Origin of the sequence: Arcobacter siniprincipis (SeqCode) (genome assembly GCF_048571125.1) — a bacterium.
GTDB classification, from domain to species: domain Bacteria; phylum Campylobacterota; class Campylobacteria; order Campylobacterales; family Arcobacteraceae; genus Arcobacter; species Arcobacter siniprincipis.
This window is the reverse complement of the sequence record NZ_CP182343.1, coordinates 3,215,755-3,232,086: the sequence shown is the minus strand read 5'-3', so window position 1 is coordinate 3,232,086 and position 16,332 is coordinate 3,215,755. Positions and strand designations below refer to the sequence as shown.

Below are 16,332 nucleotides of genomic sequence, written 5' to 3'. Positions count from 1 at the left end.
AAGAATCTATTATCTAAATGAATTTAAATGATTACTTGCTTCTTTATATCCTAGCTTAAATAGTTCATCCAATCCATTAAAAGTAAACATTTTTGTTTCTCTTAATTCATTGGTTGTTATATAAATATCTGTATGTTTAATAGCATAATCAATATTTTGATGCCAAGTTTTAAAGATTCTTTTTTTTACTAAATTTATTGGGTTGTAATTTTTTTGTAGAGTTCTCTCTTTTCTAGGTAGAAGATCAATGGCACATATTTTATAATTTTTGTTTAATAATGGTTCAATTGGTATATTATTTAATAATCCCCCATCAAATAATTTTCTATTTTCAAATTTTAAAGGCTTAAATAGTGGAATTAAAGCAGAAGAAGCTATACATAAGTTAATCACATCACCTTTATCATAATAGACCAACTCTTTATTTTTATAATCATAAACACAAATATATAAAGGTTTTGGAATATCTTCGATTTTGTGTATTGGTAATAACTCTTTTATCAAGGGGTTTGTTGTATCGATTTTAAGCAAACCATTTAAATAAGGATTGAATTTTATACATTTTCTTAGTTCTTTTGATTTGAATATTTTTAATTGTTCTAAAGGAGAGACTCCACTTGCATATGAAGCTGCAATTATTGAACCAATTGAACTTCCACTAAAAGCTTCAAATTTAATATTTTGTTCATCAAAAAAAGCTAATGCGCCTAAATGAAAAGCACCTCTTGCTGCTCCACCACTTAGGCAAAGTGCAAAGTTAATCATTTATATTACCAAGTAATAATTTCAAATTTACCTTCATACGTCTCCACCAGTGCAGTGCATGATTCTACCCAGTCACCACAGTTTTTATATTCAATTCCTTCAATCTTTCTTTGTTCTGCTTTATGAATATGTCCACAAATGATACCATCATAACCTTTGTGTTTTGCATGGTTAGTTAAAACTTTTTCAAAATCATTTATAAAATTAACAGAACTTTTTACATTATCTTTTATATATTTTGATAGTGACCATTTTGAATTGATTTTAAAAGTTTTTCTTATTCTATTTAATATAAAGTTTATATAAAGTAAAAAATCATATCCGTAATCTCCTAAAATAGCTAACCATTTTTTTGTCATAGTAATAGAATCAAAAAAATCACCATGTGTAACATAATAACTTTTCCCTGTAATAGAAATATACTCAAACTCATTGGAAACTTCTAGATTATCTCCTAAAACAAGTGGAACGAAAGGTCTTAAAAACTCATCATGATTGCCAGTTATAAGGTATACATTTGTACCTTTTCTAGCTTTTCTTAGAACTTTTTGTATAACATCAGAATGGGCTTGAGGCCAAATAAATTTTCTTCTTATTGACCAACCATCAATAATATCACCCACTAAAAAAAGATTTTCACTTTCATTATCTTTTAAGAAGTCAATTAGTTTTTCTGCTTGAGAAAATCTTGTACCTAAATGTATATCTGATATAAATATTGTTTTGTATTTCATAAATAGATTTTAATTATATATGGTTACATTATGGCATCAATTTAGTAATATTTTTGTAACCATTACTTGATAATATATTTGAATGAAGAATGTAAATATAGTTTTATTTAGTGATACAGTTTATGACTTAAATGGAGTATCTAGATTTTTAAATGATTTTGCAAATATCTCAAAAGATGAATTTAAAATAATAACATCTACTAAAAAAAGTTCTTTTCCTAAGAAAAAATCTATTTATAATGTTAAACCTTTTTTTAGAATATCTATGCCTTTTTATAAGGAGTTAGATTTGGTATTCCCCAATCCATTTAAAATGGCAAAATTATTAAAAAAATTCTCTCCTCATCTTGTGCATATTTCCACTCCTGGACCAGTTGGAATAATAGGCTCAATATTAGCCAGACTTTACAAAATACCAAAAGCTGGAATATATCATACTGACTTTCCTGCATACATATATAAAAATACAAATTCAAAAATCTTTAGATATATCTCAAAATATTATTTAAGATTCTTTTATAGTAATTTTGAGGCAATTTTTGTTAGAACCCAAGAGTATAAAAGTATTGTAATGAATGATTTGAAAATAGATGAATCAAAAATATTTATTTTAAAATCAGGAATTAATACAGAAAACTTTTCTTTTTCTTTTAGAGATGTAAATATCTGGGATGATTATAAAATAAGAATGAATAGTATGAAGTTCTTATATGTGGGAAGAGCAACAAAAGAGAAAAATATAGAGTTTTTAATTGAACTTTTTAAAAAGGTATATTCTTTAAAATTAAACATAGATTTAATCATTGTGGGAAATGGACATTTTTTAAAATATAAAGAACAGTTGAAGAAATATAATATTCATTTTTTAGGAATGAAACTTGAAAAAGAGTTATCAAATATATATGCTAGTTCTGATGTTTTTATTTTCCCTTCTACTACAGATACTTTAGGACAAGTTGTTATGGAAGGTATGAGTTCTGCTCTTCCTGTGATTGTTACAAATAAAGGGGGACCAAAAGAGATTGTAAAGGCTTCCAATAGTGGATTTATTTTGGATATCAATGATGATAAAGAGTGGATTAACACTATTGAAATACTTTATGAAAATAAAAATTTATATAAAAGATACTCACAAAATTCTGTTTTATTTATGAAAGATAAAGATATAAAAAATAGTTTTGAAGATTTTTGTGATAAAAATAAATTAATCTGTGAAAACTCTTATTTCTCTTCCATAACAAAATCTAAAACAATGTTGTTTTCTTTTGAACTTATATACTCTTTACATCTATTTATATAAAGCCTATTTATTTTAGAAGGATGAGTATCTTCAATTTCCTCAAAAATAGTTTTACTATCAGTGAAGTTTTTATTTTGATAGCATTTAATAGCTTTTTCATAATCTTCTTGGACATTCTCAAACTCTTCAAACTCTTTAGGTAATAGGACTTGATAAAGTTTTATTGAGGTACTTTTCCCTTTTACAATAACACTTGCTAAATATTTCAAATGGTAATTGTCTTTTAATAATATTTTTGTAGATTCAGAGATTAGTAACTCAACTGCAAAATATTTACTAAGTCCTTCAATTCTTGAGCATAGATTTACATTGTCTCCAATAATCGTATAATCACTTCTTCCAGATGAACCCATCTCCCCAACAACTGCAAGTCCTGTGTGAATTCCTATACCTATTTGAATAGATAAATTAAAATCTTTTTTAAGTTCATTATTAAGTACTTCTAACTTTTCAAGTTGACTCAAGGCACTTTGAACTGCTTTATCCGCATGATTTTCCACATCACAGGGAGCATTCCAATATGCCATAATCGCATCACCTATAAACTTATCAATTGTTCCATGTCTCTGAATAATTACTTCGCTCATTGGTTCAAAATACTTATTAAGTACTTCAATTAGTTTTTGTGGAGATTCAAACTCTTCAGAGATATTTGTAAACCCTCTTATATCACTAAAGAAAATAGTTAGCTCTTTTTCTTTAGCTTTAAAATCATTATTATCATTTGATAACAAATCATTGGCAACTTCCAATGAGACTTTTTTTGCAAATTTATCTTTTATAAACTCTTTTTGTTTTTGCTCTTTTTGATAATTGATATAAAAAGCACTTAGGCTTGTTAAAATAATTGAGACTATTGGATAAAAAAGATTTAAAATAAGACCTTGGGAGAAGAGCAAATAATAATAGAGTGAATAAAGAATAGTAGATAATAAAAGAATAACAATAATAATGTTAGTAGATGATAGAAAAAGTAAAAGTGTTCCTAAAACTACAGTTAAAAGAAATATAACTAAAATATCAATAGCTTTTCCAAATGTTGGTTCATATAAAAAGTCACCTTTTAAAATATTGTCAATCATATTTGCATGTATTTCAACTCCTGGTAGGGCTAAATCGTATACTGTTGAACGCAAATCTGCTAAAGTTGTAATCGAACTTCCTATTAAAATAAATTTTCCATTTATATCTTTTGGATCAAAATCACCATTTAAAATATCTAAAAAGGAGATATATTTAAAACTTCCTTTTGCCCCTCTAAAATTTATTCTCATAAAACCACTATTATCTGTTGGTATATCAATATTTGAAAGTTTTACACCAGAAATAGCATAGTTATCTTGAACTATCTTTACACTTGAAGTATTACTTGCAATACTAATCATTTCAAAAACCAAAGAGGGATAGGTTTTGTTTTTGTATTGCAATAATAAGGGCATTTTTATAATCTTGCCTTGTTGATCATTAAAAGCATTAAAAAAGCCAGATGAATAAGCATTTTCTTGTATTGGAGAGATATTTGTAACTACATTTTCAAAGTTTAAAAGATGAGGTGATGCTGTAGGCGTAAATTTTGTAACAGGAACTGGCTTAGTATTTTTTGATAAATCTTTTGTAAAATAATATCCTAAAACTGTAGGTGTTTGGGAAATAACAGCGGCTAAAAGTTGATCATTATCTCTAAACTCCCCTTGAATATTTAATTTTTTTGCCATATATGAAGGAGAACTTCTATCTGATTCTGAAAATATAATATCAATACCTATAATTCCAGCTCCTGCATTTGTAAGGTTTGCTAAAACTTGAGCCATATAGTCTCTACTAAAAGGCCATTGTCCAAGTGCATTTATAGATTTTTCATCAATATCGATTATTACTACTTTATTTGTAGTGGGGATTTCTCCTCTTATTTCAAAAAATATTTCTCTAATTCTTTCATCAAAATTACTAGTTATTTTATTAAAATTTAAATAGCAAAAGGTTAATAATATAAAAGATATGAAAAAGAATAATATCTTATGCTTAATAAAAATTTTCATCGCTTATGATATAATAAATGTACTAAATTATTGTTTGAGAGGCAAACATGAAAAAAATTATAATTGGACTTTGTTTTCTTTTTGTTTTAAATATATTTGCAGATAGTGTAATAAGTAGTGGAGATGTATATATAAATGGACAAAAAGCTACAAAAACTAGTGTTGTAAAACTTGGTGATTTTATAAAAACAGGTAAAAACTCAAAAGTAAAATTTAATATAGGAAAAGATGCTTTTTTAGCGAATGCTGACACAAAATTTTCAATAGAAGAAAAGGGTGGTTTAAAAACTCTTAATGTAGTAACAGGTGGAGTTCTAGCAGTTTTTGGCAAAGGTGGTAGTAAACATGAAGTTAAAACAGAAAATATGACAGCAGGTATTAGAGGTACGGGTGTTTATGTAGAGCATATTGATGGAAAGTCTTATTTTTGTACATGTTATGGAGAAACAGAGTTAAATACAGCAAAAGCTCATAAGTCATATGAAGCAAAACACCATAATATGGCTTGGGTATTAGCAGATGGCACAATAAAACCTGCAAAAAAATTAAGAGATCATAATGATGATGAGCTTAGGGAACTTGAATCAATGGTAGGAAGAATTCCTCCCTTTGATAAGTAGTAAAAGCTATTAGCAATTAGTTGCTAATAGTCCTTCTTTTACTATTTCGTACTCTTCTTTGCCTTTTAAAATCTTTACAATTTCCAAAGCAAAAACTTTAGCACTAGCTGGTCCCCTTGAAGTCAATACTTTTCCATCACTTACTATATTTTCATTTTGGATATATCCATCTTCTTTGATTTTAGTTTCAAAGCCAGGATAACAAGTATAATTTTTATTTAATACTCCAGCCACATGTAAAGCAAATGGAGCTGCACAAATTGCAGCAATATTTTTGTTATTTTCTTTAAATTGCTTAAGTATTTTTTGTAAAAGCTCGTTTTCTGCTAGGTTAAAAGCATTTGGTAATCCACCAGGCAATGCAATCATATCAAAATCTTTTTCATCAATGTCAGATAATAATTTATCAGCTTTTATTGATATTTGATGGGCACCTAGGACATTTATTCCTTCAATAGAAGCTATCGTTACATCAATATTTCCTCTTCTACAAATATCAATTATACTTACTGCTTCAATCTCTTCAAATCCATTCGAAATGGGTACTAATAGTTTTGCCATTGTGAAATCCTTTTTAGTTTAATCTTAACATATTTCTTATGTAAAAGTGAATAATTACATTACTAAAATATACATTGATTTACATTTATTAATATTAGTTTAATCAATGCTTACAAAGAGATAAAATGGTAACTATTCAAGTACATATAAGTAAAGTTTAAATAAAATTTATCAATTATAAAAAGGGGTAATACATGCTTAAGCTATTGAGAAACTCTTGTTTGATTCTTTTATCAACACTAACAATTTCGTGTGCTTCAGATTCAGCTATGAAAGTAACTATGAATCCAAGTGAAAAAGCAGGAATTGATAAAGCTAATGAAAAAGTTCAAGTTACAAAAGAACATATGAAAATTGCCGAAGACATGCAACAAAATGTCACTACGCAAAATTCTTTAGAAGCTACGATTTCTTCGCTTGCAACTCAAATGATGCAAAATAACAAGATGCATACAAACAAATCAGTGTTAATCACATCTTTTGTTAGATTAGATAACTTCAAAAAGACTACTGAGTTTGGAAGAGTTATTAGTGAGAGTTTGATTAATGAACTATCTAATAGAGGGTTTAATATCATTGAGTTTAGAGGTCAGTTAGGCGTTTCTGTAAATGCACAAGGTGAATACTTTATTACTAGAAATACAAGTAAAATGAAAGAAAATGTTCAAAATAGTTTTATAGTAGTTGGTACTTATTCAAGACAATATGGGAAGATTATGTTAAATGCTAGAGTTATAGATAATGCAAATGGTCAAATAATTACAAGTGCAAGATCTACATATGAACATGGCTTAAGAAACGATTGTGTTATTTTTAAAGATTGTAAACCTCCAAGAACTATTAAAATAATGAGAGAAGAATAATAATTTATGAAATTAAACTTCTTTAGTAAAGGGATGATAAAACTCTTTTTAACATCTCTTTTACTTCCCCTTCTTTTCACTTCTTGTGTATATAAAGACATTGATGGTGCCAATAACTTTCAAGCTATGTTAAGAGCTTTAGTTGAAAACTCATATACTAAACTTGATAAAAATATTTCTAAAGATGAAACAGTTTTAGTTTCAGATTTTGTAAATCTTGATAATCTTCAAAATCACTCAAAATTAGGCTTTTTATTATCAGATACTCTTAAAAATTCATTATTAAGTAAAAATATTTTAGTACGAGAAGTTGAATTAGGTAATAATTTCCAAATTGGAAAGCGTGGATTTAATGTATTAAGTCGAAATTCTAATAAAATCAATAATCAAGTCATTGATGAAAATTTTGCAGTTGTAGGTACATATAGTGTTACAACAAAAAGACTAATAGTTTTTATAAAACTTATTGATGTAAGAAGTGGAACAATCTTAAGTTCTTCAACTGCCTCAACCTTAATAGATGAGGAAATCTTAGACTTAGAAAGAACTCCTGATTCTAGTACTGTTTATGCACCAATGGTTCTATAAAAAGTCTTGAATTAAAAACTGAGGAGTTATATCTCCTCTAAACTCATTTTTATTTATTGAAATAATCATATCAACACTGTTTTTATCTATTTTATCACTATAAAATTTAATAGCTTCAAAATCACAACCATCCACATTTAGAAAAAGTTTTAAGTGGTTTTTTTCTTTACCAAAAAGTTCTGATTTTATTACTTTTGCATTTGATATTTTAAATATTGGCTTATGGTTTTCCAAGCCATAGGGTTCAAACATCTCTATAATATCCATAAACTCTAAATCTACACTTGAAATATCAAGTTCACCTAGTGTTATAGGCTCTATGTATAGCTCTTTTGATGCTTTACTTAGTGCAGAGTTAATAATGGCTTTAAACTCATCTAAGTGCTCTATTTTCATAGAAATACCAGCTGCATTTTTATGCCCACCAAAACCTAATAAAAGATGCTGTGCTTCTGAGATAATTGTATGTAAGTTAATATCTGCATTTGCCCTTGCACTTCCCTTTGCTATTCCATTGCTTATAGAAAAAATAAAAGCAGGTCTTTTAAACGCATGTGATAATTTTGAAGCAACTATTCCAATTACACCTTCATGCCAATTATCACCCCAAACAACTATTGCTTTATCATCTACATTTATTTCATATTTTGCTTTTAATGAGATGCTTTCCTGTAAGAGCTTTCTTTTATTATTTAGCTCTTCTAATAAATCTAAGGCTTCACTTGCTTCTTCAAAGTTAGTTGATAATAAAAAAGATAGAGCAATAGATGCATCATCCATTCTTCCTGCACTATTTATTTTAGGAGCAATTATAAAACCAATATCATCTGAAATAAAAGAGCTTTTTCTCATAGTGCTTCGTAGGTATGATATAGATACTCTATTTGAGGTCTCAATTCTCTTTAGACCATTTTTAACCATAATATAATTAAGACTTGTCATGGGCATCATATCGGCAATAATAGCTATACATAATAAGTCTAAAAAGTTAGTCATATTTATATCTAGGTTTAACTCTTTTTTTATTGATGCACAAAAGTACCAAGCAACTTGGGCGCCACAAATATCTTTAAAAGGGAAGTTACAATCTTCTTGTTTGGGATTGATAATTGAATAGGCATTTGGGATTTCGCTTCCAACAGTATGGTGATCTGTGATAATAACATCAATATTCTTATCATTTAAAATTTGAGTTGCTGCACATGCTGAAATTCCATTATCAACTGTGATTACTAATCCACTATCAATTAGTTCAGATATTTTTGGAGATAGGCCATATCCATGCTCAAATCTATTTGGAATGATATAATTAACTTCATAACCAACTTGTCTAAAAAAATCAACCATAATGGAAGTTGAAACAACACCATCAACATCATAATCACCAACTATGGTGATTTTTTCATTATCTAATATTGCTTGTTTTACTCTTTTGGTAGCTTTTTGGATATCTTTAAAGCCTGTAGGTGGAGGAATATCTGCAAGCTTAGAGTATGTACTCTTTAGATGTCTTGCAGATAGTATGTCAAAAAGTTTTTGTTTTGTGACTTTTGACATTACTTTGTTTTAGTAGCTTGTCTTACAAATTCTGTTATTATTGGATTTGGTGTTTCTAAATGAGATGTAAACTCAGGGTGAAATTGAACACCAACAAACCAAGGGTGATCTTTAAGCTCTACTGCTTCAATTAGTCCATCTGATTCACCAGAAACAATCATTCCTGCTTCTTCTAATCTTTGTTTGTAAGCAGGATTTGCTTCATATCTATGTCTATGTCTTTCATAGTAAGTTTCATTATTTCCATAAGCAGCTTTTAGTTTTGTTCCAGCTTTTGGATTAAATGGATACTCACCTAATCTCATTGTTCCACCCATTGGTGATTTGTGAGTTCTTAGTTGCTTATTACCAGATTGGTCCATAAATTCATCAATTAAATAAATAGCAGGATTAGTAGTTTTTTCATCAAATTCAATTGAGTTTGCATCTTCTATACCTAGAACATTTCTACAATATTCTACAATAGAAAGCTGCATACCTAAACAAATTCCTAAAAAAGGAATATTATTTACCCTTGCATATTCAATTGCTTTTAATTTACCTTCAACTCCTCTATTACCAAACCCACCTGCAACTAAGATTGCATCAGAATTGCCTATAATATCGTAAGCTCCAACATCTTCTATTCTTTCACTATCACACCAGTTAATATTAACTTTTGTATTTAAGTGAGCTCCTGCGTGAATCAATGATTCTGTTAAAGATTTATAAGATTCTTTTAGTTCTATATATTTACCTACAAAAGCAATTGTTACTTCACCTTGCGGAAGAATAATATGTTTTACAAGAGTTTCCCATTTTTCCATATTTGGTTTTATTTTGATGTTAAAGTGCTCTGATAAAGGAGTTAAAATACCTTCTTTTAAGAAGTTCATTGGTACTTGATAAATTGATTGTGCATCACCTGCTTCAACTACAGCATTGTTGTTGATATCACAAGACATTGCAAGTTTCTTCTTTAACTCTTTTGGTAGAGGTTTTTCACTTCTACATACAAGCATATGAGGTGTAATACCAATTCTTCTTAATTCTTGAACACTGTGTTGAGTTGGTTTTGTTTTAAGTTCACCAGCCGCTGCAATATATGGAACAAGTGTTACATGAATATTCATAGTTCTATCTTTATTCAATTCATGTCTTATTTCTCTAATAGACTCCATAAATGGTAAACCTTCGATATCTCCTACTGTTCCACCTAGTTCAACAATTAAAAAGTCATAACCTTCTGCTGCATCAAAAATTCTTGCTTTTATTTCATCAACTACATGAGGAACTACTTGAATAGTTTTTCCTAAATATCCACCTTGTCTTTCTCTTCTTATTACAGATAAATAAACTTGTCCTGTAGTAAAACTATTTTTTGCACCAAGAGTTACATCAATAAATCTTTCATAATTTCCTAAATCTAAATCTGTTTCAGCACCATCTGCTGTAACGAATACTTCTCCATGTTCTAATGGACTCATTGTTCCTGGATCAACATTTAAATATGGATCGATTTTTAGCATAGTTACTCTGTAACCTGATTGCTTTAAAATAGTAGCGATAGAGGCAGAAGTTATCCCTTTTCCTAAGGAACTTAAGACCCCACCTGTAACAAATATAAATTTAGTCATTGGTGATACTCCGTAAAAAATAGTAGTTATTTATAGCCGCGATTATAGCTAAAGTATTGTTAAGTAGGGTTTAATTTTCTGAAAGATTTTTGTAAGTGTAAATATTTAAATCTACACTTACAAAGAGTTTTATTTTTTAAGCATATCTTCTCTTGGGTAAATAAATACTGCTTTTCTAAATACTTGAACTCTATCTGGCTCATCTTCTGCATAAGCCCTAATAGTGACTGTTATTGGAGTATCTTTTGTATTGTCAACTACCAATTCAGATTTAGTTCCTAAAATTACAACTTTTTTAGCTAATTTTCCAGCACCTAGTGAAAATGGATTAAATCTTTCTATAAATATGTCTTTGTTATCCACTATTTCTAATGCATATTTGTGTCTTTTTGAATCTGTATTTTGGAATAAAAATAAGAAGTTATTAGTAACAAGATTATCTTTTTTTACTTGGTACAATTGAGTAGTTTTATTTATATTTAAAAGCATATACTCTTTTTCACCACCCATTACAAATAAAAGTCCAATTACAATTAGTAAAGCAACACTATACATAACAGTTGATTTTCTTACAACTTTTGTAGGAATATTATTTTTGATATTATTTGTACTTGTCCATTGAACTAATGACTCTTTGCCAAGTTTTCCCATAACCGTAGTACAGGCATCAACACACTCTAGACAATTGATACACTCTAATTGTAAACCTTTTCTAATATCAATATGAGTAGGACATACTGTTACACATGATTCACAGGTTGTACATTCATTTGAAGGATCAGGTAAATCTTTTTCTTTGAAAATAATTTTTTCTTTATTCCCATTATAAATATCTCCACCTCTGTTAGTAGAGTAAATCGCTTGTAGTGTATTATCATCATATAAAACAGATTGAACTCTTGAGTAAGGACATACATAAACACAAAAATCTTCTTTTAATTTTACAACATCATATACTAAAAATGCAGCAATAGATAAAACAATTCCAATTAGAAACATATGTTCTGAAGGATCTTGTAAATATGTAAAAAAATCTTCAGGAGGAACAAAATACCACATAAAATCAGCTGCAGCAATAAGAGCTAATATTGCCCACAAAATAACACCAACTATCTTTTTACTTGCATTTTCAGCTTTTGAATAATCAGGTTCTTTTTGTTTATTTTTGATTCTTCTTAGTTTTAACAAAGTTGATTCAATCAAATCTCTATATACAACCCTAAAGATTGTTTGAGGACAGGCCCAACCACACCATGCTCTTCCTCCAATTGCTGTAACAGCAAAAATACCTAAAAAGAGTAGCATCAATAAAAAAGGCATCATATAAAGTTCTTGCATATCAAATGCAATACCCATAAGATGTAGTTGTTTCTTATCAAATGATAATAGGAATATATGATTTCCATTTATTCTGATAAATGGAATAGCTAAAGCCATAATTGTAACTGCTAAATAAACATAATATCTTTTAAATCGATAAGGTGATTTCTTAGCAATTTGAACACTTTCTGAAGCCATGTTTTAACCTTTCATAAGGTGAAGTTATATTATCCACCTTTGTTTTTTGAATTATAGAAGATAAGAACTTATAAGAAGCATAATAAAATCATAAGCTTAACTTATAATTATAAACTATTGAGACTATTATAGGAACCTGTTTTTTTCTTTATTTGTAACACTAAAGGTTCAAAATCAAAAATTTCAATATCATTTAGGTTTGGGTAAGAAGAAATAATATCTTCAAATTCTATTATCATTTTATCTAAGTTTTCGTTATAGTTTATTGTAGGAAGGTTTAAATTCTCAATAAATTGCAAATTATAACTTTTGTCTTCTCTTAATAATAGAACAGGTTTATTTCCACAGGCTATAGACTCCATACAACTTTGAACAGAAGTTGTTAGTAAAAACTTAGAATTAGAAATTGTATTAACATACTCTTCATCTGTAAATAGTTTTTCAAAATAGGGTGCTAGCTTTGTTTCATTGCCCATGAAAAAATAGTGTCCCATAAGTAAATTTATTTGTTTCTTTGAACTGCTTTTTATAAGTTCTAACAACAAATTACCATAATCATCATCACCAAAAAAAAGAGTTTTTTCAAATTTTGGATTAGGAACTTTTTTAAATAATTTATCATCAACAATATTTTGTGGTGTATCAACACCCACTTTATAAAGTAGTGAACAAAAATCCTTCATATACTTTTCCATAGTATCTGAACTCTCATCAGAATCAAAGATTAATATATCACCTCTTTCCATGATATTTGGAAGATTTGTTAAAACATCAACGCTAACATATTTCTTGATACCTAACTCTTCTTTTGAATAAACTCCTGCTCTAAAATCGCAAGTACAAAGTATTGGGTCAAATTCTTTTAGTTTTGCTGCAATTGCACAACAAGTTCTTGTAGCTTCCAATCCAATTGAATGTCCACTTTTGGCATAAATATATATTTTCACTATTTTTACCTTTTGTATAATTAGGTGTGATTTAAATGGGATTTATTATAGTAGCGAACAAAGAGTTAAAATATATTTTAACTCTTTGCTTTTTATGAATAATTATTCAGTTTTTGAATTTATTTATTCTTTTTTTCACTTAGTTTTGAAACAAATATATAAAACAAAGGAATAAAGACAATAGCAATAACTGTGGCAGTTAACATTCCTCCAATTACACCTGTTCCAATAGAGTGTCTACTAGCAGCTCCAGCTCCTGTACTAATAGCTAAAGGAACAACTCCTAACATAAATGCAAGAGATGTCATAATAATAGGTCTAATTCTTAATCTTGCTGCATTTATTGCTGCATCATAAATACTTTGTCCGTCTTTTCTTTGTTGCATTGCAAACTCTACAATCAAAATTGCATTTTTAGCGGATAATCCAATTAAAACTAAAATACCTACCTGGAAGTAAATATCATTTTCTAATCCTCTTATCATAGTTGCAACAACTGCTCCAAATACTCCAAAAGGAATAGCCATAACAACAGAAATTGGCATCATCCATCTTTCATATTGCGCTGCTAGGATTAAATATAAAAATAATATACCAAAAATAAAGGCTAAATAACTTTTGCTAGAGATTCTTTTCTCTTGATAAGCAGTTCCTACCCAACTGATTGCATAATCATTTGGCAAAATCTCATTTGAAACTTCTTCAATAGCTTTTAAGGCATCCCCTGAACTATATCCTGGAGCTGGTTGTCCTGAAATTTTTGCTGATGTAAAAAGATTAAATCTTTCAACTAAATCAGCACCAGTTGTTTTTGTGACTGTAACAAAAGAGCTTACAGGAAGTAACTCATTATTTGAAGCTTTTACAAATATTTTGTTCAAGTCTTCAACCCCTTTTCTAAATTCACTTTTTGCTTGGATATTTACCGTATAGGTTCTTCCATATAAGTTGAAGTCATTTATGTAATAACTTCCAAAAGTTGAACTAAGAGTTGAAAAAATATCTGCGATATTGACACCTTTTGATTTAGCTTTTATGTTATCAACTTTTAGAGAATATTGTGGTACATTCGTTGCAAGAGTTGTTCTAACTGCTGTCAATTCTGGTCTTGAATTTGCTTTTTGGATTATCTCTTGAACATATTTATTTAAATCTTTAACACCGCTTCCTGATTTATTTTGTACATACATCTCAAAACCACCAGAAACACCCATACCCATAATTGGAGGAGGAAGTACTGCAAATGAGAATCCATCTGTAGTTCTACCCATTAATTGTCCTGTAAATTTTCCTGCAATTGCATCTGCTTGCTGATCTGGTTGTTTTCTTTCTTCCCAATCTTTAAGTTTAACAATTGTTGCAGCAGAGTTAGTTCTTAAAGCAAAAGTCATAAAGTCTAACCCACTAAGTGTTAATGTATTCTCTACGCTTGTATCTTGTTTAACCGTATCAAAAATTTCATCTGTCAATTTAGTAGTTCTATTTAAAGATGAACCAGGAGGATTGTAAGAGAAAATAAAAATTGCTCCTTGGTCCTCTTGTGGAACAAGTGCTGTTCTCATATTTGTGTACATATTATATGTAATAAATATCAAGCCCCCAAATAATAGGAAACTTAATATTGAATACCTAATTGTACTTTTTACCATAAACGAATAACCATTTGTAAATTTATCAAACATGTTGTTAAACCATTTGAAAAAACCTTGCGGTTTAACATGTCCATCTTTTAATAAAACTGCACAAAGTGAAGGAGTTAATGTTAATGCAACAAATCCAGAGATTACAATTGAAACAACAATTGTAATAGCAAATTGTTTGTACATTACTCCTGATAAACCACTAATAAAGGCAACAGGAACAAATACAGCAGAAAGAACTAATATAATAGCTATCAATGCTCCAGAAACTTCTTTCATGGCTTTAAATGCAGCATCTTTTGGAGCCATTCCTTCACTTAAATGCCTCTCAACATTTTCAATTACAATAATAGCATCATCAACAACAATACCAATTGCCAATACTAAACCAAACAGGGTTAATAAGTTTATACTGAATCCCAGCATATACATTCCTGCAAATGCTCCTACAATAGAAACTGGAACTGCTAAAACAGGAATAAGTGTTGCTCTCCAATTTTGTAAAAATAAAAAGATAATTGCAACAACAAGAATAATTGCTTCAACAAAAGTTTTTGCAACTTCTTTTATTGATACTTCAATAAAGTCAGTACTACTGTAAGGTATTTTGTAAGATATTCCGCTTGGAAATTTTTCACTAGCTTTTTGTAATGCTTCTTTTATAGCTTTTGCTGTGTCAATAGCATTTGCTCCACTTTGTAAAAATATACCAATAGGAATTGAAGGAAAACCATTTAATTTTGAATTCAAGTTATAACTACTAGCACCCAATTCTATAGTTGCTACATCTTTTAATAATAAAGCACTACCATCTTTATTTGCTCTAATTACTATGTTACCAAATTCTGTTGGAGAACTAAGTCTTGGAGGAGTTTGTAATGTATATGTAAACATTTGTTTGTTTGCAATTGGTTCTGCTGCAAATTTACCTGCTGCATATTGTTGATTTTGTTCTTTAATCGCATTTATAAGATCTGTTGTAGTAAGTCCAAAATTTGATAATTTCTCAGGGTCTACCCAAACTCTTATAGCATAATCTTTTGCCCCAAAAATTGTAGCATCACCAACACCTTTAATTCTTTTTAAATCATCAACAACATTCATTAATGCATAATTAGAAATAAAAGTAGTGTCTTTAGAATAATCTGGTGAAAAGAAACTTATCACTTGAAGTAAACTAGGAGATCGCTCAGTTACTGTTACCCCTTGTTTTTGTACTTCTGCTGGAAGTTTTGCTAAGGCTGATTGTACACGGTTATTTACATCAATTTTTGCATCATCAGCATTTGTTCCTACTTCAAAATATACATTGATACTAACTATCCCACTATCTGCTGCTAATGAATTCATATAAATCATATCTTTAGCACCATTGATTTTTTCTTCAAGTGGTGCGGCAACAGTTTTTGAAATAGTTTCTGCACTAGCACCTGGATATGTAGTTGATACAATAATTTGAGGTGGAACAACCTTTGGATACTGTTCAATTGGTAAATTCACCATTGAAAGTAATCCAGCTAGGAAAATAAGAATAGATATTACAGCTGAAAAAACTGGTCTATTTATGAAAAATGCTGAAAACAT

13 protein-coding genes are annotated in these 16,332 nt (G+C 28.9%); 4 read left to right on the top strand and 9 right to left on the bottom strand.

The genetic code is table 11. The features are described 5' to 3' along the window. Positions 1-9 precede the first annotated feature (9 nt). Both ACNI3D_RS16415 and ACNI3D_RS16410 read right to left on the bottom strand, forming a co-directional pair. A complete protein-coding gene (locus tag ACNI3D_RS16415) occupies positions 10-765 on the bottom strand; it encodes a patatin-like phospholipase family protein (protein WP_419767754.1) in 756 nt (251 codons plus the stop codon). Between the two features lie 5 nt (positions 766-770). Then, complete coding sequence (locus tag ACNI3D_RS16410) at positions 771-1,499, bottom strand: UDP-2,3-diacylglucosamine diphosphatase (RefSeq protein ID WP_013136829.1); 729 nt, start codon at positions 1,497-1,499, stop codon at positions 771-773. Between the two features lie 82 nt (positions 1,500-1,581). On the opposite strand from ACNI3D_RS16410, the gene ACNI3D_RS16405 reads away from it, so the two are divergent. Further along, the gene (locus ACNI3D_RS16405) at positions 1,582-2,799 is read left to right on the top strand and encodes a glycosyltransferase (protein WP_419767753.1); all 1,218 of its coding nucleotides are present in this window, start codon (positions 1,582-1,584) and stop codon (positions 2,797-2,799) included. On the opposite strand, the gene ACNI3D_RS16400 is transcribed toward ACNI3D_RS16405, so the two are convergent. After that, a complete protein-coding gene (locus ACNI3D_RS16400; protein WP_419767752.1) occupies positions 2,721-4,838 on the bottom strand; it encodes a CHASE2 domain-containing protein in 2,118 nt (705 codons plus the stop codon). The two genes, ACNI3D_RS16405 and ACNI3D_RS16400, sit on opposite strands and share 79 nt — an antisense overlap. Positions 4,839-4,885: 47 nt before the next feature. On the opposite strand from ACNI3D_RS16400, the gene ACNI3D_RS16395 reads away from it, so the two are divergent. Next, positions 4,886-5,458, top strand: a complete 573-nt coding sequence (locus ACNI3D_RS16395) for a FecR family protein (protein WP_419767751.1) — start codon at positions 4,886-4,888, stop codon at positions 5,456-5,458. Between the two features lie 9 nt (positions 5,459-5,467). Here ACNI3D_RS16395 and ACNI3D_RS16390 read toward each other — a convergent pair whose 3' ends face one another. Beyond that, on the bottom strand, positions 5,468-6,019 hold the full coding sequence (locus ACNI3D_RS16390; protein ID WP_419767750.1) for a DJ-1 family glyoxalase III: 552 nt from the start codon (positions 6,017-6,019) through the stop codon (positions 5,468-5,470). 194 nt (positions 6,020-6,213) lie between these two features. Between ACNI3D_RS16390 and ACNI3D_RS16385 the strand changes: the two genes are divergently transcribed. Further along, positions 6,214-6,882 carry a FlgO family outer membrane protein gene (locus ACNI3D_RS16385; protein WP_419767749.1) on the top strand — a complete coding sequence of 223 codons (669 nt, stop codon included), beginning with the start codon at positions 6,214-6,216 and terminating at the stop codon, positions 6,880-6,882. 6 nt (positions 6,883-6,888) lie between these two features. Next, positions 6,889-7,470 carry a FlgO family outer membrane protein gene (locus ACNI3D_RS16380; protein WP_419767748.1) on the top strand — a complete coding sequence of 194 codons (582 nt, stop codon included), beginning with the start codon at positions 6,889-6,891 and terminating at the stop codon, positions 7,468-7,470. On the opposite strand, the gene recJ is transcribed toward ACNI3D_RS16380, so the two are convergent. From recJ to ACNI3D_RS16355, 5 genes are all read right to left on the bottom strand, one after another. Further along, positions 7,465-9,027: a single-stranded-DNA-specific exonuclease RecJ gene (gene recJ / locus ACNI3D_RS16375; protein WP_419767747.1), complete on the bottom strand. Its 1,563-nt coding sequence runs from the start codon at positions 9,025-9,027 to the stop codon at positions 7,465-7,467. The genes ACNI3D_RS16380 and recJ overlap by 6 nt on opposite strands. Next, on the bottom strand, positions 9,027-10,643 hold the full coding sequence (pyrG, locus tag ACNI3D_RS16370; protein WP_375724989.1) for a CTP synthase: 1,617 nt from the start codon (positions 10,641-10,643) through the stop codon (positions 9,027-9,029). The genes recJ and pyrG overlap by 1 nt, the downstream gene beginning before the upstream one ends. Positions 10,644-10,772: 129 nt before the next feature. Further along, positions 10,773-12,161 (bottom strand): cytochrome c oxidase accessory protein CcoG, encoded by a 1,389-nt coding sequence (gene ccoG, locus ACNI3D_RS16365; protein ID WP_129100764.1) that lies wholly within the window; start codon positions 12,159-12,161, stop codon positions 10,773-10,775. 107 nt (positions 12,162-12,268) lie between these two features. After that, positions 12,269-13,108: a hypothetical protein gene (locus tag ACNI3D_RS16360; protein WP_419767746.1), complete on the bottom strand. Its 840-nt coding sequence runs from the start codon at positions 13,106-13,108 to the stop codon at positions 12,269-12,271. Between the two features lie 119 nt (positions 13,109-13,227). Continuing rightward, the gene (locus ACNI3D_RS16355) at positions 13,228-16,332 is read right to left on the bottom strand and encodes an efflux RND transporter permease subunit (protein WP_419767745.1); all 3,105 of its coding nucleotides are present in this window, start codon (positions 16,330-16,332) and stop codon (positions 13,228-13,230) included.